The organism is Streptomyces sp. WG5, assembly GCF_049974565.1.
Classification (GTDB): Bacteria; Actinomycetota; Actinomycetes; order Streptomycetales; family Streptomycetaceae; genus Streptomyces.
Map to the genome: position 1 here is coordinate 1 of NZ_JBNGGC010000059.1, position 19777 is coordinate 19777.

15 protein-coding genes and 2 pseudogenes are annotated in these 19777 nt (G+C 72.5%); 13 read left to right on the plus strand and 4 right to left on the minus strand.

Features of this window, described 5'->3' with window-relative positions; genetic code table 11:
- Positions 1–74: 74 nt before the first annotated feature.
- Positions 75–272 (plus strand): annotated as a pseudogene (locus tag ACP4IX_RS35045) (hypothetical protein); the annotation flags it as partial.
- Positions 273–435: 163 nt separating this feature from the next.
- Here ACP4IX_RS35045 and ACP4IX_RS35050 read toward each other — a convergent pair.
- Positions 436–1362, minus strand: a complete 927-nt coding sequence (locus ACP4IX_RS35050) for a LysR family transcriptional regulator (protein WP_426525197.1) — start codon at positions 1360–1362, stop codon at positions 436–438.
- 136 nt (positions 1363–1498) lie between these two features.
- Between ACP4IX_RS35050 and ACP4IX_RS35055 the strand changes: the two genes are divergently transcribed.
- From ACP4IX_RS35055 to ACP4IX_RS35080, 6 genes are all read left to right on the plus strand, one after another.
- A complete protein-coding gene (locus ACP4IX_RS35055; protein WP_426558602.1) occupies positions 1499–2500 on the plus strand; it encodes a fumarylacetoacetate hydrolase family protein in 1002 nt (333 codons plus the stop codon).
- Positions 2497–3459: a cyclase family protein gene (locus ACP4IX_RS35060; RefSeq protein WP_426525193.1), complete on the plus strand. Its 963-nt coding sequence runs from the start codon at positions 2497–2499 to the stop codon at positions 3457–3459. Before ACP4IX_RS35055 ends, ACP4IX_RS35060 begins: the two co-directional genes overlap by 4 nt.
- A gap of 23 nt (positions 3460–3482) precedes the next feature.
- Positions 3483–4613, plus strand: a complete 1131-nt coding sequence (locus ACP4IX_RS35065) for an FAD-dependent oxidoreductase (protein ID WP_426558603.1) — start codon at positions 3483–3485, stop codon at positions 4611–4613.
- Positions 4610–5614: an amidohydrolase family protein gene (locus tag ACP4IX_RS35070; protein ID WP_426525189.1), complete on the plus strand. Its 1005-nt coding sequence runs from the start codon at positions 4610–4612 to the stop codon at positions 5612–5614. The genes ACP4IX_RS35065 and ACP4IX_RS35070 overlap by 4 nt, the downstream gene beginning before the upstream one ends.
- Before the next feature lie 10 nt (positions 5615–5624).
- On the plus strand, positions 5625–6563 hold the full coding sequence (locus tag ACP4IX_RS35075; protein WP_426525187.1) for a VOC family protein: 939 nt from the start codon (positions 5625–5627) through the stop codon (positions 6561–6563).
- A gap of 247 nt (positions 6564–6810) precedes the next feature.
- Positions 6811–7782 carry a fumarylacetoacetate hydrolase family protein gene (locus ACP4IX_RS35080; RefSeq protein ID WP_426558605.1) on the plus strand — a complete coding sequence of 324 codons (972 nt, stop codon included), beginning with the start codon at positions 6811–6813 and terminating at the stop codon, positions 7780–7782.
- Between the two features lie 355 nt (positions 7783–8137).
- On the opposite strand, the gene ACP4IX_RS35085 is transcribed toward ACP4IX_RS35080, so the two are convergent.
- From ACP4IX_RS35085 to ACP4IX_RS35095, 3 genes and pseudogenes are all read right to left on the minus strand, one after another.
- Positions 8138–8707 carry a hypothetical protein gene (locus ACP4IX_RS35085; RefSeq protein WP_426558607.1) on the minus strand — a complete coding sequence of 190 codons (570 nt, stop codon included), beginning with the start codon at positions 8705–8707 and terminating at the stop codon, positions 8138–8140.
- Between the two features lie 360 nt (positions 8708–9067).
- Entirely contained in the window at positions 9068–9799 is a 732-nt protein-coding gene (locus tag ACP4IX_RS35090; RefSeq protein ID WP_426558609.1) for a DJ-1/PfpI family protein, read from the minus strand.
- Positions 9800–9828: 29 nt separating this feature from the next.
- Positions 9829–9958 (minus strand): annotated as a pseudogene (locus ACP4IX_RS35095) (DJ-1/PfpI family protein); the annotation flags it as partial.
- Positions 9959–10039: 81 nt separating this feature from the next.
- Here ACP4IX_RS35095 and ACP4IX_RS35100 point away from each other — a divergent pair.
- From ACP4IX_RS35100 to ACP4IX_RS35125, 6 genes are all read left to right on the plus strand, one after another.
- Positions 10040–11113 carry a GlxA family transcriptional regulator gene (locus tag ACP4IX_RS35100; RefSeq protein ID WP_426558611.1) on the plus strand — a complete coding sequence of 358 codons (1074 nt, stop codon included), beginning with the start codon at positions 10040–10042 and terminating at the stop codon, positions 11111–11113.
- 95 nt (positions 11114–11208) lie between these two features.
- Positions 11209–11652, plus strand: coding sequence for an effector-associated constant component EACC1 (locus tag ACP4IX_RS35105; RefSeq protein ID WP_426558612.1), 444 nt, complete (start codon positions 11209–11211; stop codon positions 11650–11652).
- Positions 11649–14252 carry a caspase, EACC1-associated type gene (locus ACP4IX_RS35110; protein ID WP_426558614.1) on the plus strand — a complete coding sequence of 868 codons (2604 nt, stop codon included), beginning with the start codon at positions 11649–11651 and terminating at the stop codon, positions 14250–14252. Before ACP4IX_RS35105 ends, ACP4IX_RS35110 begins: the two co-directional genes overlap by 4 nt.
- A gap of 490 nt (positions 14253–14742) precedes the next feature.
- A complete protein-coding gene (locus tag ACP4IX_RS35115) occupies positions 14743–15330 on the plus strand; it encodes an RNA polymerase sigma factor (protein WP_426526901.1) in 588 nt (195 codons plus the stop codon).
- A gap of 5 nt (positions 15331–15335) precedes the next feature.
- Positions 15336–15695, plus strand: coding sequence for a hypothetical protein (locus tag ACP4IX_RS35120; protein WP_426526911.1), 360 nt, complete (start codon positions 15336–15338; stop codon positions 15693–15695).
- A gap of 474 nt (positions 15696–16169) precedes the next feature.
- The coding region (locus ACP4IX_RS35125) for a type I polyketide synthase (protein WP_426558616.1) at positions 16170–19777 on the plus strand (3608 nt) is incomplete at its 3' end.

The window sequence follows — 19777 nt, forward strand, 5'->3', positions numbered from 1 at the left end:
CTTCGACGGCCGCCTGTCGGCAGCCCGCCAGTAGTCCCAACCCCTCCAGTTACACCGCTCGTTTGACAGACCCGTTCAAGACCGGCGGCGGCTCGATACCGGACGTGAAGGTCACCGGCGTCCGCATCGACACGTCGGTCAACGGCTGCGGCATCCTCGCCATGAGCGGTGCCCGGGGCAGCGCCACGCTCACGGACGTGACCATCACCGACTCGGCGGAGAGTGACATCTGCGTCGAGCCCGGCTCGCAGTTCGTCATCGACCGCGGCTGACACCCGCGGCACCGGTACGGCGGCCCGCTCGCCCGGGCCGCCGCATCGGCGTGCCCGCACGCCTCCGGTGCCTCAGCGCCGCGATGATCCGCGTTCCGGATGCTCGTGATCCATCCCGTGGATGCCTCCCTGCGGCGGTGCCGCGTGCGCCGGAACGCGCGCATCAGGTGGCGACCCGGGTCTCGTCCGCCGCCATACGCCTGCCGACTCGCGCGGCGGTCTCCCGCAGCCAGATGTGGGCCGCGTCGTGCGTGTGGACGGGGTGCCACCACATCGCCTCCCGCAGCGGCACCGCCTCGTACGGCGGCTCCACGGCCCGCACGGCGGCGAGCGGCTCCATCAGCCGGGCGAGGCGGGCCTGGATCAGGGCGATGCGCCGGGTGCCGGCCACCAGCAGGGGCAGCAGCTGGAAGCTGTCGACGGAGACCTCGACCCGGGGTTCGATGCCGAGCATGCCGAGTTGGCGCACGGCGGGGGCGTCGTAGGTGCGCTGGTAGGTGACCCACGGCAGCCGGGCGAGGTCGTGGCGGGTGAGCCGGTCGTCGACGCTGGGGTGGTCGTCGGCGACGAGGAAGACCCAGCGGTCCTCGTAGAGGTCGGTGGCGGGGAAGTCACTGATGACGCCGTGCGGCATCAGCAGGCCGTCGGTCGTGCTCAGCAGCGTGTCCGTGGCGTCCACCACCGTGGGCGGGGTCTGCGCGAAGCGCAGCCGGATGCCGGGTGCCTCCTCGTGCACGACACGGGCGAGTTCGGTACCGAAGACGGCGACGGCGTAGTCGGACGCGACGAGTTCGAACTCGCGGCTCTCCTCGGCGGGGTCGAAGTCGGCCTGGCTGGCGAAGAGACGTTCCAGCACGTCGTACGCGTTGGCGGTGCGGTCGAGGAGGACCTGGCCGAGTGCGGTGAGCTCGTAGTGGCCGCCGACACGGGCGAGCAGGTCGTCGTCGAAGTGCCGGCGCAGCCTGGCCAGGGCGGCGCTCGTCGCGGGCTGGCTCAGGCCGATGCGCTGCCCGGCGCGGGTGACGTTGCGCTCCTCCAGCAGGGCGCGCAGGGCGACGACGAGATTGAGGTCCAGGCGACTCAGATGCACGGCTCTTCCCTTGGCTGAACGACGCTGAACAGAGCCGACCAGGGGGAATTCGTGCCATGGATGACGGTCATCCACAGAATCTATTTCCCTGATCGATGATGGGGGTCCAGATTAGTGCCATCGCCATCAGGAGGACATGTACGTGAAACCCGCACCCGCGTCCGCGCCGTTCACCGGCCCCTTCGCCCTCGGCACGCTGTCGGCCCAGGACGGGCCGGCCTTCCCCGCCCTCGTCACCGCCGACGCCCAGGTGCTCGACCTGCGCGTCGCCTTCGACGACGAGCGGCTGACCACCCGGACACTGCTGGAGGACTGGCAGACGGCACTGCCGCGGCTGCGGGCGCTGGCCGGCGACGCCGGCCGGGCCCGTGAGCCGCTCGCGAAGTTCCGGGTGCACGCACCGGTCGAGCCGCGCCAGGTGTTCCAGTCCGGCGCGAACTACCGGCAGCACGTGATCGACCTGCACGTCGCGCACCGCGCCCCGGGTGACGACCGGCCCGAGGAGGAACGGCGGGCGGAGGCGGCGGAGATCATGGACCGGCGGGCGGCGGAGGACCTGCCGTACGTGTTCATCGGCCTGCCGAGCGCGATCACCGGCCCGTACGACGACGTCGTGCTCCCCTCCTGGGCCGAGAAGCCGGACTGGGAGCTGGAGTTGGCGGCGGTGATCGGCCGGCCGGCCCACCGGGTCTCCGTCGAGGACGCGCTGGACCACGTCGCCGGCTACACGATCGCCAACGACCTGACCGACCGCGCCACCGTCTTCCGCCGGGACATGCCGCAGATCGGCACCGACTGGCTGCGCAGCAAGAACGCGCCCGGCTTCACTCCGCTCGGCCCGTGGATCGTGCCCGCCGAGTCGCTCGCGGACACGGACGACCTGCTGCTGACGCTGAAGCTGAACGGCGAGACGATGCAGGACGAGTCCACCAAGGACATGATCTTCGACGTGGCGCGCATGGTGTCCTACGCCTCGCAGACCGCCCGTCTCCTGCCCGGCGACCTGGTGCTGACCGGCAGCCCGGCCGGCAACGGCATGCACTGGGGCAGGCTGCTGCGCGACGGCGACGTCATGGACGCCGCCATCACCGGTCTCGGCGCCCAGCGCACCCGCTGCGTCGCACAGGAGGCGCGGTGACCCTGGACCGCACCGACCCCGAGGGCGCGATAGCGAAGGCCGCGAAGGCGTACTCCAACTGGGGCCGCTGGGGCGAGGACGACGTCCTCGGCACCCTCAACTTCCTCGACGAGGCCAAGCGCCGGGAGGGTGCCGCCCTGGTCCGGAAGGGCGTGAGCTTCTCCCTCTCCCAGCGCTTCGACATCAACGGCCCGCAGAAGGGCTGGCGGCGGCGCACCAACCCGGTGCACACCATGCTCGACACCGGCACGGACGCGGCCCTCGGCAACCAGGGGCTGCCGCACGGCATCGGCGGCGCCGACGACGTGATCGCGATGCCGTTGCAGTGCTCCACCCAGTGGGACGGGCTCGGCCACATCTTCGACCACGGCACGGCGTGGAACGGCCGCCCGGCGGAGAAGGTCGTCACCTCCGACGGCGACCTGGTCACCGGCATCGAGCACATGGCCCCGCACGTCGCCGGACGCGGGGTGCTGCTGGACGTCGGACGGGTGATCGGCGCGGACGGTGAGCTGCCGGACGGGTTCGCGATCACCGAGGAGCACCTGACCGCGACCGCCGAGGCCCACGGTGTGAGCGTCGGACGCGGCGACATCGTCGTGGTGCGCACCGGGCAGCTCGCCCGGGTCCGCCGCGACGGGTGGGGCGCGTACGCGGGCGGCCCCGCACCCGGACTGTCGTTCACCGCGGCCGGCTGGCTGCACGGCACCGAGATCGCCGCGATCGCCACCGACACCTGGGGCTTCGAGGTCCGCCCGAACGAGTTCGCGCACGCCTTCCAGCCGCTGCACCAGGTCGCCATCCCGCACCTCGGCCTGCTGATCGGCGAGATGTGGGACCTGGACGCGCTCGCCGAGGACTGCGCGGCCGACGGCGCGTACGCCTTCTGGCTCACCGCCGCACCCCTGCCCATCACCGGCGCGGTCGGCTCGCCCGTCAACCCGGTCGCCGTCAAGTAATCAGCGGAACAAGGGAGTTCCCCATGAGCAAAGCCCGTACGGTCCTGGTGATCGGCGGAGGTGCGGCCGGCAACGCCGTGACGGTCCTGCTGCGCCGCGCCGGTCTCACCGTCGACCTGATCGAGGCCAAGGACGACTGGAACGCCACCGCCGGCTCCGGCATCACCCTCCAGGGCAACGCCCTGCGCGTGCTGCGCGAACTCGGCGTCTGGGAGCGGGTGGAGGCGTCCGGCTTCGGCTTCGGCTCGGTCGGCATCACCGCCCCCGACGGCACCGTCCTGCACGCCCAGGACGACCTGGGCACCGGCGGCGACGACCTGCCCGCCACCGTCGGCATGCAGCGCCCGCGGCTCCAGCAGATCCTCATCGAGGCGGTGCGTGCCAGTGGCGCTTCGGTCCGCCTGGGCACCACCGCCGAGATCCTCGGCCAGGACCCCGACGGTGTCCGGGTCCGGCTCTCCGACGGCTCTGAGCACCGCTACGACCTGGTGGTCGCCGCCGACGGCCTCGGCTCCACGACCCGGGCCGCGATCGGCATCACGGCGAGACCCGAGCCGACGGGCATGGCCATCTGGCGCGTCACGGCCCCCCGCCCTGCCGGTGTGACCCGCACCGACCTCGCCTACGGCGGCCCGGCCTACATCGCCGGGTACTGCCCCACCAGCGAGAACACCCTGTACGCGTACGTCGTCGAGGCCAGCCGCGACCGCGCCTCCCTACCGCTCGATTCGTACGCCGACGAGATGCGGCGCCTGGCCTCCTCCTACGGCGGCCACTGGCCGGAGATCACCGAGCACATCACCGACCCGGCGAAGGTCAACTACGCCTGGTTCGACCGGATGCTCGTCGAGGGCTCCTGGCACCGCGGCCGGGTCGTCCTCGTGGGCGACGCCGCCCACTGCTGCCCGCCCACCCTCGCCCAGGGCGCCGCCCTGTCCCTGGAGGACGCCTGGGTGCTGGCCCAGATGCTCACCGGGGCCGACGCCTGGGACGACGCGCTGTTCCAGGCGTACTACGAGCGGCGGATCGCCCGCGTCCGGCCGGTCGTCGAGGCGTCGGTGCAGATCGGGCGGTGGCAGCTCGACGGGGTCCGGGACGCCGACGTACCCGGCCTGATGGCCGGCACCATGACGATGCTCAGGGAACTGCCGTGAACCAGCCCACCATCGACGTGCACGCACACGTCCTGCTCCCCGAGGTCGAGTCACTCGTGGCCGGCCTGCCCGGCCATGCCGGGGCCAAGGAGCTGGACGCCCGGCGCAACGGGCCCGCCGCACTCGCGGTCAGCGGGCCGATGCTCCGGGAACGCGTCCCCCGGATGACCGATGTCACCGTGCGCCTGGCCGCGATGGACGCGCAGGGCGTGGACGTCCAGCTGGTCAGTCCCTCGCCGTCGCACTACCACTACTGGGCGGACGAGGAGAGTGCCGAGAAGCTGTGCCGGCTCGCGGGCGAGGCCACGGCGGCGCACTGCGCGCAGGCGCCCGACCGGCTGCGCGGGCTCGGTCTCGTACCGCTCCAGCACCCTCACCTCATGGTGCACGCCCTGGACCACGCCCTGGAGCAGGGCCTGGCCGGGGTGGAGATCTCCAGTCACGCGCCCGGGCGGGAACTCTCCGACCCGGCCTACGAGCCCTTCTGGACCCGGGCCGAGGAGACCGGCGCGATCCTCTTCCTGCACCCCTTCGGGTGCACGCTGGACGAGCGCCTGGACCAGTGGTACCTGTCCAACACCGTCGGCCAGCCCACCGAGAATGCCGTCGCCCTCTCGCACCTCGTCTTCTCCGGCGTGCTCGACCGCCACCCCGGCCTGAAGCTGATCGCCGCGCACGGCGGCGGCTACCTGCCCACCCACATCGGCCGCTCCGACCACGCCTGGTCGGCCCGCCCCGACGCGAGCGCCGGCTGCGCGCACCCGCCCAGCAGCTACCTCAAGCGGCTGTACTTCGACTCCCTCGTCCACGACCCACACGTCCTGCGGGAACTGGTCCGCGTCGCCGGCGCCGACCGGGTGCTGCTCGGCTCCGACTTCCCCTTCGACATGGGGACCGGGGACCCGGTCGGCGCCCTGCGCGCCGCACGCCTGTCCGAGGCCGACACCGCCGCCGTACGCGGTGCGAACGCCGCCGCCCTGCTCGACCTCACCCTCGTCTGAGGAGGAACCCATGAGCGCACGCCTGCTCACCCACCTGCGTCACGTCGACCTCGCCGTGCCCGACTACGGCAAGCAACTCGACTTCTACGCCGGTGTCTGGGGCCTGACAAAGGTCGCCGAGGACTCCGGAATCTCCTTCCTGGCCGCCGAGGGCTCCCCGGAGCAGTACGTCGTGCGGCTGCGCAAGGCGGACGAGAAGCGCCTCGACCTCGTCTCCTACGGCGCCGCCTCCGCCGCCGACGTCGACACCCTCGCCGAGCGGCTGCTCGCGGGCGGCGTCCAGCTGATCTCCAGGCCGGGGAAGGTGGACACGCCCGGCGGCGGCTACGGCTTCCGGTTCTTCGACGTGGACGGGCGCACCATCGAGGTCTCCGCCGACGTCGAGGTGCGCCGGCACCGCCGGATCGAGGAGAAGGAGTCCATCCCGGTCAAGCTCTCCCACGTCGTCCTCAACTCCCCCGATCTGAACCGCACCCGCGAGTGGTACGAGCGCCACCTCGGCTTCGCCCTCTCCGACACGCTCAGCTCGCCCCACATGGGCGAGGTCATGCACTTCATGCGGATCAGCAGCCGGCACCACTCGATGGCCATCGCCCAGGGGCCGCACACCGCCCTGCACCACGTCTCCTTCGAGATGCGCGGCCTCGACGAGTACATGCGCGGCTCGGGCCGGGTCATCCGCGCGGGCTTCAAGAAGATCTGGGGCCCCGGCCGGCACATGGCCGGGGACAACACCTTCACCTACTTCCTCGACCCGCACGGCAACACCGTCGAGTACACCACCGAACTGGAGTGCCTGGACGAGGACACCTGGCACCCGCACGTCTACGACTTCTCCCAGCCCGAGGTCACCGACCAGTGGGGCACCGCCAACCCCATGAACGAACTGGTCGCCAAGGAGTCCTTCAACGACCCCGACCGCGGCGTCTTCGTCGCCCCGCCGGTCTGAGCCGGCCCGTCCGCCCCGGGGACGCGGCCGTGCTGTTCACGCCCTGACGCACACCGCCGCGTCCCCGGCCCCGGCCTGCCCTCCTCCGCGGTATCCGCGGACGCGGCTCTCCCTGCCGCCGCATGCGCGAGGTGCACGCCGAGGCCGCCGCCCGGGCCCGCGGCGGGCTGTCGCGGCCGTACCACCGTGGGCCACGGCCTCACGCGCATCCCGCTCGACCGACCGATCCTCCCCCTGGAGCCACACCATGCGTTTCGCCGCCTACGAACACCACCAGCGCCACCGGGCGGCCGTCGTGGAGGACGACGGCACCCTGTACCCGCTACCGGGTGTCTCCGCCCTGTCCGCCCTGCTGACGGAGACCGACGGCCTGCCCGGGCTGCTCGCCGCCGGCCGGCAGGCGCTGGGTGTTCCGCCCGGTCCGCACGTGTCCGAGGTACGGCTGCTCCCCCCGCTCCGGCCCACGTCCGTACGGGACTTCGTCACCTTCGAGGAGCACGTCGAAGGCGTACGCCGCTGGGTCGACGGCGTCGCCGGCGTTCCCGAGCAGTGGTACGCGGCGCCGGCCTTCTACTTCACCAACCCGCACGCGGTCCACGGCGACCAGGACGACATCCCCGTGCCGCCCGGCTCGTCCGTTCTGGACTTCGAGCTGGAGGTGGGCGCGGTGATCGGGCGGGAGGGCCGGGACCTCACGCCCGAGCGGGCCCGCGACCACATCGTCGGCTACACCGTGTTCAACGACTGGTCGGCGCGCGATCTGCAGGGCGCCGAGATGAAGGTCGGCCTCGGCCCGTGCAAGGGCAAGGACACCGCCACCACCCTCGGCCCGTACCTCGTCACCGCCGACGAACTGGAGCCGTACCGGGACACCGACGGGTTCCTGCGCCTGGCCCTGACCGCCGAGGTCAACGGCGAGAGGGTCGGCGAGGACCTGCTGTCCAACATGAGCTGGACCTTCGAGGAGATGACCGCCTACGCCTCGCGCGGCACCCGGGTCGTTGCCGGCGACGTCCTCGGCTCCGGCACCTGCGGCAACGGCGGCTGCCTCGCCGAACTGTGGGGCCTGCGCGGCGAGCTGGACCCGCCACCGCTCAAGCCCGGCGACACCGTCGCCCTCACCGTCGAGGGCATCGGCACGCTGACGAACACCGTCGTCCCCGGTGCCGAGCCCGTACCGCTCCCGGCCGGCCGGCGGCGCGACCGGGAGCGGCCGTGAGCGGCCCGCGAGACCCGCACCACCCCCAGAGGCTGCTCGGCAAGGCCGTCGTCGTGACCGGCGCCGCCCGGGGCCGGGGCGCCGCCGAGGCCGCGGCCCTGTCCGCGCCGAGGACATGGCGCGCGTCCACGCCGTCGACGTCACCGGCCCACTCCTCGGCATCCAGCACCTCGCGCCGCTCATGCCCACCGGCGCGTCCCTCGTGGACGTCGGCTCCTCGGCGGCCCTGACCGCCCACTGCCCGGTCGCCCACACCACCAGCACGGGGGCTCTGCGAGGGCTGCCGAGGCGGGGGCCGGTGCGCGTGCGTGAGGTGACGGCTGCCCACCCGACGGGAAGAGGGACGGCCGTCACTTCACTTCTGCTTGACCGGCGGGCACGTGCCGGTGTCCTCGCCGATGGAGTTGATCTCGGCGTTGGAGCGCGCATCGCCCGCGTAGTCGAGCTGATCCGTGCACTTCGTACCGGACTCCTTCGGCGTACCCGACGCCCCCTCCGACTTCTCGACCGGAGGACACGTACCCGTGTCCTCACCGACGGAGTTGATCTCGGCGTTGGAGCGCGCATCGCCCGCGTAGTCGAGCTGATCCGTGCACTTCGTACCGGACTCCTTCGGCGTACCCGACGCCCCCTCCGACTTCTCGACCGGAGGACACGTACCCGTGTCCTCACCGACGGAGTTGATCTCGGCGTTGGAGCGCGCATCGCCCGCGTAGTCGAGCTGGTCCGTACACTTCGTACCGGACCGGGCGGGCGCGTCCGACGACGTGCCCTCCGCGGTGTCGGACTGCGGGGTGCTCGCGACCGCCGATGAGCTACTGGCGGAGGAGGACGCGGTGTCGGCGCTGCCGTCGTTGCATGCCGTCAGTGCCAGGCCGAGGGCCACCGCGGTCATGGTCAGTACCGAGATCTTCCGAGTGCGCATGCTGGTGTCTCATTCCTCTGCGTGGGGCTGTCGCTCCTGAGGAGCGGCAGGCGATGGAGGGCTGGGCGACTGATCGCCCGCGTGGCTTTTCCGCCCTCTCAGACAGTCGGTGCGGTTGCCCCGTTCCGTCTTGATCGCGCCCGGGACACGTCCATGACATAACGGTGGCCGCATCGTGAAGTCCGCGTCGGCGTGTCGCCCGGCCGCACGTCCTCGGCCCGCGCGGCGGTGCGCCTTCGCCCCCTTCCGCCGCACGGCGCCGCTGCCCCGACCGGGAGCTCCTCGCCGACGGCCGTCGCCATCGGGTTCACGCGCGGGCTCGTGCGGGGGGGTGTGGAGCGGATGTCGGCGCGTCTGCGCTCACCGGCTGTTCCGCGCTGTCCACACCGTGCCGCGGGCCTCGTACTCCAGCATCTCCTCCAGACCGACCGCGGCGTCCGCGCCGAGTTCCCGGCGCACCAGCCACAGGGCGAGGTCCAGCCCGGAGGTCACCCCGCCGGCGGTGACCAGGTCGCCGTCGTCGACCACGCGGGCGTTCTTCAGCACGCCGCCCTGCCGCTCCAGGTCGGCCCGCGCCCGGTGATGGGTGGTGCAGGGGCGCCCCGTGGTCAGCCCGGCGGCGGAGAGCAGCATGACGCCCGTGCAGAGCGCGCCGACGGTCAGGCCCGGTCGGGCCGCGGCGGCCAGGGCCCGGGGCAGGGAGCCCCGCCGGATCTCCGCCCACACGCCGGGGTCCTCACGGCGGGCGTACCCGCCGCCGGGGACGACGAGGAGGTCGGCCTCCTCGGGCGCCCACCCGTGGTCGACGCGCAGCCTGGTGCCATAGGCGGCCTCGACGGTGCGAGGACCGTCGAGCGTGACGTAGCGGACCTGCACCTCCCGGTCGGCGAAGTAGCCGGAGGCGGCGAACACCTCGTACGGGGCGGTGAAGTCGAGTTCCTCCACACCGTCGAACAGGACGACGTGTACGCGTGAGGGACGCTTGCGCCCGGGAGACGCGGCGGTCGCGGCGTCGGCCCGGGTGGCGGTGCCGGCGGTCAGCGTCGCGGCGCCGAGCGCGGTGGTGGCGTGCAGGAGGGTGCGGCGGTTCATCTCGGTCGGTACTCCACTTCTCGGTCGGATCAGGGGGTGCGGAGGGGTTCGTCCGCCAGGTACGGGGGTGCCGGGTCGTACGGGGCGCACGGCGCGGGCGTGTTCGCGCCCGCGCGGCCGGCCGACGAGCCACAGGGCGCTGTCGATGCCGGCGGATACGGACGCCGGTGATCACCTCGTCGTTCATGAAATCGATGATGGGCTGCGCCAACTGCCCGCGACAGTGGCAGACTTGCCTGCATGCGAGAGGAAACTGCCACCCCCTGCGCACCGCACCGAGTGGCGGTGCTGGTCATGGACGGCGTGCTCCCCCTCGACCTGGGCATCCCGGCCCAGGTCTTCATCGCCGTGCCCGGTGACACCTACGAGCTGACCCTGTGCGGACGGAAGGCGGGATCGGTCCCGACCGCCGCGGGGTTCGCCGTGGCGGTGACGGCCGGACTGGAGGCGGTGGGCGAGGCGGACACCGTGGTGGTCCCGGGGTACGAACCGCACCTGCAGGAGCTCCCGGCGGACGTGCTCGCCGCACTGACCGGCGCCCATGCCCGGGGCCGACGGCTGGTGTCCATCTGCACCGGGGCGTTCGCGCTGGCCGCGGCCGGCATCCTGGACGGCCGAGAAGCCACCACCCACTGGAAGCACGCCGACGAACTGGCCGCGCGGTACCCGAGGGTGTCGGTGGACCCGCGCGTGCTCTATGTGGACGAGGGACAGGTGCTGACCTCGGCGGGCGTCGCCGCCGGCATCGACCTGTGCCTGCACCTGGTGCGCAGCGACCTCGGCGCGCGGACGGCGAACCAGGTGGCGCGCTCCCTGGTCTCCGCTCCCCACCGCGACGGCGGGCAGGCGCAGTACATCAATCGGCCGCTGGCCCCCGACACGTACGGCGCCACCCTCGCGCCCACCCGGGCATGGGCCCTGACCCGCCTGCACGAACCGCTGACGGTCCCACTGCTCGCCGCGCACGCGCACATGGCGCCGCGGACCTTCGCCCGGCGGTTCGTCACCGAGACCGGCACGACGCCCCTGCGGTGGCTGCTCACCGCCCGGCTCGACCGCGCCCGGGAGCTGCTGGAGAGCACCGGACTCGCCGTCGACCACATAGCCGACCGATGCGGTCTGGGCAGCCCGTCCAACCTCCGGCTGCACTTCCGCCGCACCCTCGGGACGACACCCACCGCCTACCGCGCGGCGTTCGCCCCCACGCCACAGCCCGACTCCGCCCGGACCGGCACCCCGGCGACCACCGGTCCACCGGCGGCCGCCACGGCCCCCGACGGCTCCCCCGGCTCCTCGGGGAACGCCGGAGGATGAAGGTCCGGCGGATGTCTCCTGCCCCGGTGACAAAGCTGGGATCATTGTCGTCTGCAGGGACCTTGCACAGCCGATCAGGTACGGGGGATGCGTCGATGACCGAGGTGCACGTACGGGTGGAGGGCGCCGCGGGCGCCACTGCGCTGAGAGGCTGGCTGCGGCGGGATCCCGGGGTGTCGGGGACGGGCGTCCGGATCGGAACGGGCGGCGACGAGAAGGGGACGGCGCGGACGCACCCGGGGACGGGTGCGGGTGCCATGGGCACCCTCGAGTCGGTCACCGCGGTGGTCGACAGCGCCTCGGGTCTGCTCGCCCTGCTGGTCGCGGTGGGGGCATGGCGTTTCCCCCGGGGGACCCGACCGCCGGTCGTACGGATCACCGAGCACGACGGCACGGTGCTGGAAGGTGCCGCCGAGGACGTGCTCGCGGTTCTCCGGGAGCGGCACGCGCAGCGGAGACAGGAACCGGAGCGAGACCCGGGACAGGAGCCGGAGCGAGACCCGGGACAGGAGCAGGGACGGGGGCAGGGCACGGTATGAAGGCGCGGCTCTCCGATCGCGGCGCGTCGCGGGCGGTGCTCATCGGTGTCCACGACTACGCCGCGGGCGGCGGGCTCAGCCAGCTGCCCGCCGTCGAACGGAACGTCGCGGCCCTGCAGGCGACGCTGTGCGACGAGACGGTGTGGGGTCTGGCCGAGTCGGACTGCCGGGTCCTCGGCCCCAGGTCCGGCCCGGAGACCGTCATGCAGGCCATCGACGCGGCGGTGCGGGAGGCCACCGACACCCTCCTGGTCTACTACGCGGGACACGGACTGCTGCACCCCGACCGTCCCACCGAACTGCACCTCGCCCTGCATGACTCGAACGAGCACCAGATGTGGCGGTCCCTGCCGTACGCGCACATCCGCGACGAGGTCCGGGCGGCGCACCGGCAGCGGCGTCTGAAGTGCGCCGTCATCCTCGACTGCTGCTTCAGCGGAGCCGCCGTCGAGGGCGGCATGAGCCATCCCGAGACGCTGCTCAACAAGGTCGCCGACATCGACGGCGTGTGCGTGCTCACCTCCAGCGCCGCCACCGAACGCGCCTGGTCGCCGCCGGGCGACACCCTGTCAGCCTTCACCGGCACCCTGCTCGACCTGGTGCGCAAGGGCGTTCCCGGCGCCGGACCCGTGCTCGACTTCGGCACCCTGCACGCCGGACTGCGGCGGGTGCTGAGCACCCGTGAACGTCCTCAGCACCCCCAGCTCGGCGCCCACAACTCGGGCGAACGCATCGCCGTCTTCCGCAACCCGGCGCACGCGGTACGGGAACCGGCCGACGACGTTCCCGGGCGCGGAGTACCGTCCGCCCACGACCGGCTGATCGGCCGGGACCGCGAGCTGCGGGAGCTGGCCGAGGAGGCCGCCCGGGGCCCTGGCGTGCTTCTCGTCCACGGGCCGCCCGGCGTGGGCAAGACGGCACTGGCCGCGGAGCTGCAGCGGCACCTCGTGCACCGCACCCCGGGGTTTCCCCACGTCGGATTCCCGGTCGTACGGTTCACCGAAGCGGTGACCCCCGACTGGCTGCCCGACGCCGCCGACGTCCGGCCCGACGCACTCGTCCTGATGACCAGTCATTCGGCACTCACCGGCGTCCCCCTCCCCGTCCGCCGCTACCGGCTCGGTCCGCTCACCGTCGAGCACGCCGTGGAACTGATGCAGTACCTGAGCGGACTCACCGGCCACGAGCGCGAACTCTCGGAGATCGCCAGGATGCTGAGCTGTCTCCCGTTCGCCCTGCGTCCGGTCGCCGCCCGCCTGCGCCGCACCCCGCCGGACCTGTTGCTCGAGGCCATGCGGGAGTCGGACCACCCGCTCCAGCACCTGCGCTCCGACGACCACCGCGTGCGCGCCGCGTTCACGCTGGCGTACGAGACGCTCAGCGAGCCGCAGCGGCGGGTACTGCGCGACTGCGCGGGCCACCCCGGGCCGGACTTCGACCGCCACTCGGCTGCGGCGCTGAGCCGGATGTCCTCCGGGATCTGCGGTCTGATGCTGGAGGAACTGGTGGACGCCGGTCTCCTCCAGCGCACGGACGGCCGCTACGCGTTCCACGATCTCTATCGCGCCTACTGCCGCGCGAAGCCCGGTGCGGAGCCGCTGCAGCGCACCTGGCTCTACCGGCACCTGCGGGAGCGTCTGTGGAACGCCCGGCGGGACGGCCCCGACGACATCGGCAAGCGGTGGCGGGCCGGCGCGCTGCCCGAGCTGAAGGCGGCGGCGCTCAGCGCGCGGAACGAGGGCTGGGCCCTCGCGGCCGAACTGACCTGCGCGGTGGCCGACGCGCTGCGCGAGGAGGGCCGGTTCGAGGAGGCGCGGGAGCAGACGGACGCCGCCCACCAGTACGCGGCCGTGCGACGGGACGGCATGGGCATGGCTCGGGCGCGAGGCTGCCTGGCCCAGCTGGGCGCAGCGGACCGCACCGGTCGCCCGCGGCCGCCGGAAGGGGGGCCGGCAGCCGCGGTGCGGGAGAAGCTGGCAACGGAACTCCACGAACGGGCCCGGGACCTGCGGACGTCGTCGGACAGCCTGGGACACCGGGGCCGACTGCTGATGACGCTCGCCGACCGGGCGCTGGCGGCCCGGCTGACCGAGGACGCACTGGCCCTGCGGGACGAAGCCGCCACCTGCCTCGAGGAGGCCGGTGACCCGCTGCTCGCGGACTGCTTGGTGGGCGAGGCCGCCCTGCGTCTGTACACGGGAGACCTGCCACGCGCGGCCGAGCTGGCCGCGGAGGCCGCCGGACTGCTGGAGGGCCAGGCCGACAGGGAGGGCGCCGCGCACGCGCACATGACCGCGGCCGAGGCCCTGCGGAAGTCCGGCGACCTGACGGAGGCGGGCCGGCATGCTCATGAAGCACTCGAACGCCTCTCGGGGACGGAAGATCCGGCCACCCTCAGCTACGCCCACCGCCTGGCGGCCAAGATCGCCTTCGCCCGGGGTCACAGGGACACGGCCGCGCACCTGCTGAAGGACGCGCACCGGCTCCGCCTGGACTCGCGCGCCGAGGACGGGCCGTCCACCAGGGCCATCGCCCATCCGTCCCGGGCCCCCCGGGCACGGATCGGGGATGTTCCCTCCCCGATCCCGAGACGTCCCTGACGTGCCCTCCGGACCGGTGTCACCGGTGAACCGGCCGGCGGGTCCCTCGGCGGTGCCGATCGAGCCGGGGGTGATCTGCGCGGAGGTTCCGTTGCCGCGGTGCGACCTGGGGCAGGGGGACGAGCGGACCTCCGAGCGGACCCGGGTGTCGGGTGGGAAGGCACTGGTCAGGGCTCCAGGAGGTCGTGACGGCGCGGCGTTGGCCCAAAGTGTCGCGGGCCGCCGGCCGCGGCTGCGCGAGCGGGGCCACGCACGGTCCGGAGAAAAAACTTCGGCGGAAGGTGAATCCTTTCCGGACCTTCTCGTCTCTTGTCTGTGTACCGGCCGAACGGGCCGACAGAACCAGGAGGAGAACCAATGATGGTCACTGGCCTCGTAGTGATCGGAGCCCTGCTCGTGGGCGCGTGCAGCTGGCACCTGATGCGGCGCTACAAGAGCCGAGGCTGACCAGCGCCCTGCGCGCGGGGCGCCACACGGGTATGAGTAGCACATGAACCAACGCTTCTCCTGGCCGGACGAGCGGCTGATCAAGGCCGCTCAGGACGGCGACGTCACTTCGCTCACCACCGTCGTCATGGAATCGCAGCCTCATGTGCGCAAGTTCGCCATCTCGCTGTGCGCCTCGCCGCAGGACGCGGAGGACGCCGCGCAGGAGGCGCTGATCATCCTGTACCGGAAGATCGGCACCCTGCGGGCCACCGGCGCGCTCGCTTCATGGATGTTCCGGATCGTGCGGAACGAATGCCTCCGGCAGGTACGGCTCCTCGTCTCACGGAGCAGCGAGGCATCGGCCGAACCGGAACCGTCCGCCGAGGAGGCGGTGCTGCACAGTCTGGAGGTGGAGCGGATCGCGGCCGCAGTCAGCGCCCTTCCCCGTGACCAGCGGCAGGTCCTGATCATGCGGGACGTACAGGGCCTGCCCGGCAAGACCGTTGCCCGTTCGCTCGGTCTGAGCACCGCCGCGATGAAATCCCGGCTGCACAGAGCGCGCGCGGCACTGCGTCACTCGCTAGCCGTGACCGACCAGGCACCTGATCAAGCCAACGACCGACCAGCCGGAGGAGACTCACGACCGTGAACACCATGAAGCCCGCACAGGACGCGAAGGGCCGGGCCGCGCAGACCGCGGCGTCCGGGCCGGACTACTCCAGCAAGTCCCTCCCGCGCCATCTGGCGCGCGGCGTCATCGGATTCGGAGTGATCGTCGGCTCGATCGCCATGGTGCCCGTCGTCGGCCCGGCCGCCCTGCTGGCGGCACCGTTGGCCCTGGTCGCCTTCCGCGGCTGTCCCACCTGCTGGATGGTCGGTCTGGTGCAGACCATCTCCCGCGGCCGTCTGGAGCGTGAGTGTGTGGACGGCGTCTGCACGCTGACCAAGGCGCACCCGGCCGAGAAGGCCGCGGAGGAACCGGCACAGCATCAGGCCCCGGCCGTCTTCCGGTGATCGGGCCACGGCCCGCGAGCGCCCGCCCCGGCGGTGCCTCCGCGGCCGCGGCCCCGGATCTCCGGCCTCCTGGCCCGGCTCGGCCCCCGCCCTCCTGTCGACCGATCTCGTGGGCTGGTGCCGCCGGGCGGGGAGGCGTCGGTCGACCGCCGGCCCGGGCACGAACGCCGAGGACGGTGGGCACGCTTCGGCAGCGACCGCGTGACACCACGTTCCGCAACGCGAAGGCGCGGACCACGGGGTCGTGATCAACAACCCACCGCGAGTACACGCTGTTTCCGCGTTATTAACAAGACGCTTACAAGGGATGCCGGCACCCCCGTTATCCGCCCTATTGATTTCGCATACCAACTCCATGCCTTGGTCATTGGTTTACGGAGCGCCAGGCTCGATGCTAGGCTCCAAATCGAATCAGACTGGGCCGCCGAGTCGGCAGCGCCGTTGATTGTGCTTCGCGGGGGGAGTAAGAGAACCATGATCCGCCATGCCCGGACTCAGGTGGCAGCACCGCCATCAGACAGTGCGGCAGGAAGCCCGTCAGGCGGTGCAGCGGAAAATCTGGAACAGTCGGCCTCGGATGGGCAGTCGCAGCAGACGCCCGATCAGGTCGACGACCGGACAGTCGCCGTCGTCGGACTTTCCTGCCGCTTTCCCGGTGGAGCAAGCCCCGCAGAATTCTGGGACCTCCTCAGGAACGGCCGCGACGCGATAGCGGAACCACCCGCGGATCGCGCACATCTTGCCTCTTCAGGCGATGGATCGCCGCGCCCCGGCGGTTTCCTGCCCCGCGTCGACACCTTCGACGCCGAGTTCTTCGGCATATCCCCGCGCGAAGCCGCCGCGACGGACCCGCAGCAGCGGCTCGCGCTCGAACTCGCCTGGGAGGCGCTGGAGGACGCCGGCATCGTCCCGGCCACGCTCGCCGACACCGCCACCGGCGTCTTCGTCGGTGCGATCGCCGACGACTACGCGACCCTCACCCACGCGGCCGGTCCCGGCGCCACCTCCGCCCACACGGTGACCGGATTGCACCGCGGCATCATCGCCAACCGGGTCTCCTACGTCCTCGGCCTGCAGGGCCCCAGCATGGTGGTCGACACCGCGCAGTCCTCGTCACTGGTGGCGGTGCAACTGGCCTGCGAGAGCCTGCGCCGCGGCGAGTCCGTCGTGGCCCTGGCCGGCGGTGTCAACCTCAACCTCGCGCCGGAGAGCACCCACGCCCTGGCAGCCTTCGGCAGCCTCTCCCCCGACCACCGGTGCTTCGCACTCGATGCCCGGGCGAACGGCTACGTCCGGGGTGAGGGCGGCGGTGTGGTGGCGCTCAAACTCCTCAGCCGCGCCCTGGCCGACGGGGACCGCGTCCACTGCCTGCTGAACGGGGGCGCCATCGGCAGCGACGGCGCGAGCGACACCCTTCCCACCCCCCGCGGAAGTGCTCAGGAACGCGTCATACGCGACGCCTGGGAAAACGCGCGTATACCGCTGGAACAAGCCCAGTACGTCGAAATCCACGGATCGGGCACCCGGGTCGGCGACCCCATAGAAGCCTCGGCCCTGGGTGCTGTTTTCGCCTCGTCCCGCACTCCCGGAAACCCCCTCAGGGTCGGCTCCGTCAAGACGAACATCGGCCACCTCGAGGGGGCCGCGGGCATAGCCGGACTCATCAAGACCATTCTCTGCCTCAAAGCGCGGGAACTCGTCCCGACCTTGAACTACCGGACTCCCAATCCGCAGATACCGTTCGACGAGCTGCGGCTCGCCGCCGTCACCGAAACCGGACCGTGGCGGAATACCGACGGTCCGCTCGTCGCGGGTGTGACATCGGTCGGCATGGGGGGCACCAACTGTCATCTGGTGCTCAGCGAGTGGCAGGGAGACGCCGCCGCGGCCGCCGGAAACAAGCCAGAGCAGCCAAAGGAATCGGTCGCATACGATTCCCTCGCCTGGGTGCTGTCCGGACGCGGTGACAAGGCGCTGCGCGCCCAGGCGGACCGGCTGCGGACACACCTCGCCGCGCACCAGGATTCCGGTGCCGCCGAGATCGCCCGGGCCCTCGCTCACGACCGCACCGCCTTCTCCCACCGGGCCGTTCTGGTCGGCTCCGACCGCAACGCCCTGCTGACCGCCCTGGACGCGGTCGCCGAGGCCCGGGTCACCCCGGCCGCGGTCGAGGGCAGCACCCACCGGGCCGGCCGTGAGGCCGTGTTCGTCTTCCCCGGCCAGGGCTCCCAGTGGGCCGGCATGGCGGCGGAACTCCTCGACACCGTCCCCGCGTTCGCCGAGGTCATCGAGGACTGCGAGCGCGCGCTGCGCCCGTATCGCGACTGGTCGCTGACCGATGTGCTGCGCGAACGCCCCGGCGCGCCCGCCCTCGACCGCGACGACGTCGTGCAACCCGTTCTGTGGGCCGTGATGGTCGGGCTGGCCGCACTGTGGCGGGCGGCAGGTGTCGAACCGGCCGCGGTCGTCGGCCACTCCCAGGGCGAGATCGCCGCCGCCACCGTCAGCGGCGCCCTCACCCTGGACGACGCGGCCCTGCTGATCGCCGTACGCAGCACCGCCCTCGGCGCGCTGGCCGAGCGCGGTGGCGGCATGCTCACCGTGTCGCTGCCCGCCGACCGGGTACGCGACGACCTCGCCGCGTACCCGCGGTTGAGCGTGGCCGCCGTCAACTCGCCCGGCATGACCGTGGTGGCCGGTGACGGGGCCGACCTGGACGCACTGGCCGCCCACTACGGCGAGGGGGTCCGCACCCGGCGCGTCCCGGTCGCCTACGCCTCGCACAGCTCGCACGTCGACGTCGTACACGACACGCTGCTGTCCGAGATCGCCGGCATCGCTCCGCGCACTGGGAACGTGCCACTGCACTCCACCGTGACCACCGAGGCGCTGGACGGCTCCGAGCTGGACGCCGACTACTGGTACCGCAACCTGCGGGAACCCGTGCAGTTCGCGCCCGCCGTGCGGACACTGCTCGACGCGGGGCACGAGCTGTTCATCGAGATGAGCCCGCACCCCGTGCTGTCGCTCGCCGTCCAGCAGACCGCCGAGGCCGCGGACCTGCCGGTCGCCGCGCTGGGCACACTGCGCCGTGGGGAGGGCGGTACGCAGCGCCTGCTGCTCGCGTTCGGCGAGGCGTTCTGCCAGGGCGCGGACGTGGACTGGTCCGCCGTACTGCCCGCCGGCACCACCCGCGCCGAGCTGCCGACGTACGCCTTCCAGCGACGCCGCCACTGGATCTCCGGACAGCCCGACGGCGCCCGGGAGGTGCCGTCGGCGGGGACCGCGCCGGCGCCGCAGGCGGCGGCGCTCCCGGAGGACGCCGCGGACGGACACCGGACCGAGCCGAACCGCTCGCTGACCGGTCCGGCCGCCCTGGAGCTGGTACGGGCGCACACCGCCGCCGTGCTCGGCCACGACTCCGCCGCCGAGGTCGCACCGCGGCGGACGTTCAAGGAGCTGGGCATCGACTCGGCGATGGTCGTCGAGCTGCGCGACCGGCTCGTCACCGCCACCGGGCGCAAGCTCCCCACCACGGTGGTGTACGACCACCCCAGCCCCACCGAGCTGGCCGCGCTGCTCGCCGACGCGCAGCACGAGGCGGCGGCCCCCGAGGCCCGCTCGGAGCAGGACGACCCCATCGTGATCGTCGGTATGGGGTGCCGTTTCCCCGGTGGGGTGGACTCGCCGGAGGCGCTGTGGCGGGTCGTCGCCGAGCAGCGCGATGTGATCTCGGGTTTCCCGGCCGACCGCGGCTGGGACCTCGACGGCCTCTACCACCCCGACCCGGACCACGTGGGCACCACCTATGTGCGCAACGGTGGCTTCCTCGAAGGCGCCGCGGAGTTCGACGCCGAGCTGTTCGGGATATCGCCGCGCGAGGCGCTGGCGATGGACCCGCAGCAGCGTGCCTTCCTCGAAGTGTGCTGGGAGGCCCTGGAACGGGCGGCGATCGCACCGGACTCCCTGCGCGGCACCCAGACAGGGGTGTTCGCCGGGGTCATGGCCCAGGAGTACGGTCCGCGGCTGGGTGAGGCGGGTGCCGGGGCCGCCGGGTTCGGACTGACGGGAACCACGTCGAG

What these genes read in the sequence shown, in the direction of transcription:
- ACP4IX_RS35105 (WP_426558612.1), top strand. Translation starts at nt 11,209, where the DNA reads ATGACCGAGGTGCACGTACGGGTGGAGGGCGCCGCGGGCGCCACTGCG.
- ACP4IX_RS35115 (WP_426526901.1), top strand. Translation starts at nt 14,743, where the DNA reads ATGAACCAACGCTTCTCCTGGCCGGACGAGCGGCTGATCAAGGCCGCT.
- ACP4IX_RS35120 (WP_426526911.1), top strand. Translation starts at nt 15,336, where the DNA reads ATGAAGCCCGCACAGGACGCGAAGGGCCGGGCCGCGCAGACCGCGGCG.
- ACP4IX_RS35065 (WP_426558603.1), top strand. Translation starts at nt 3,483, where the DNA reads ATGAGCAAAGCCCGTACGGTCCTGGTGATCGGCGGAGGTGCGGCCGGC.
- ACP4IX_RS35075 (WP_426525187.1), top strand. Translation starts at nt 5,625, where the DNA reads ATGAGCGCACGCCTGCTCACCCACCTGCGTCACGTCGACCTCGCCGTG.
- ACP4IX_RS35100 (WP_426558611.1), top strand. Translation starts at nt 10,040, where the DNA reads ATGCGAGAGGAAACTGCCACCCCCTGCGCACCGCACCGAGTGGCGGTG.
- ACP4IX_RS35080 (WP_426558605.1), top strand. Translation starts at nt 6,811, where the DNA reads ATGCGTTTCGCCGCCTACGAACACCACCAGCGCCACCGGGCGGCCGTC.
- ACP4IX_RS35055 (WP_426558602.1), top strand. Translation starts at nt 1,499, where the DNA reads ATGTACGTGAAACCCGCACCCGCGTCCGCGCCGTTCACCGGCCCCTTC.
- ACP4IX_RS35085 (WP_426558607.1), bottom strand. Translation starts at nt 8,707, where the DNA reads ATGCGCACTCGGAAGATCTCGGTACTGACCATGACCGCGGTGGCCCTC.
- ACP4IX_RS35090 (WP_426558609.1), bottom strand. Translation starts at nt 9,799, where the DNA reads ATGAACCGCCGCACCCTCCTGCACGCCACCACCGCGCTCGGCGCCGCG.
- ACP4IX_RS35110 (WP_426558614.1), top strand. Translation starts at nt 11,649, where the DNA reads ATGAAGGCGCGGCTCTCCGATCGCGGCGCGTCGCGGGCGGTGCTCATC.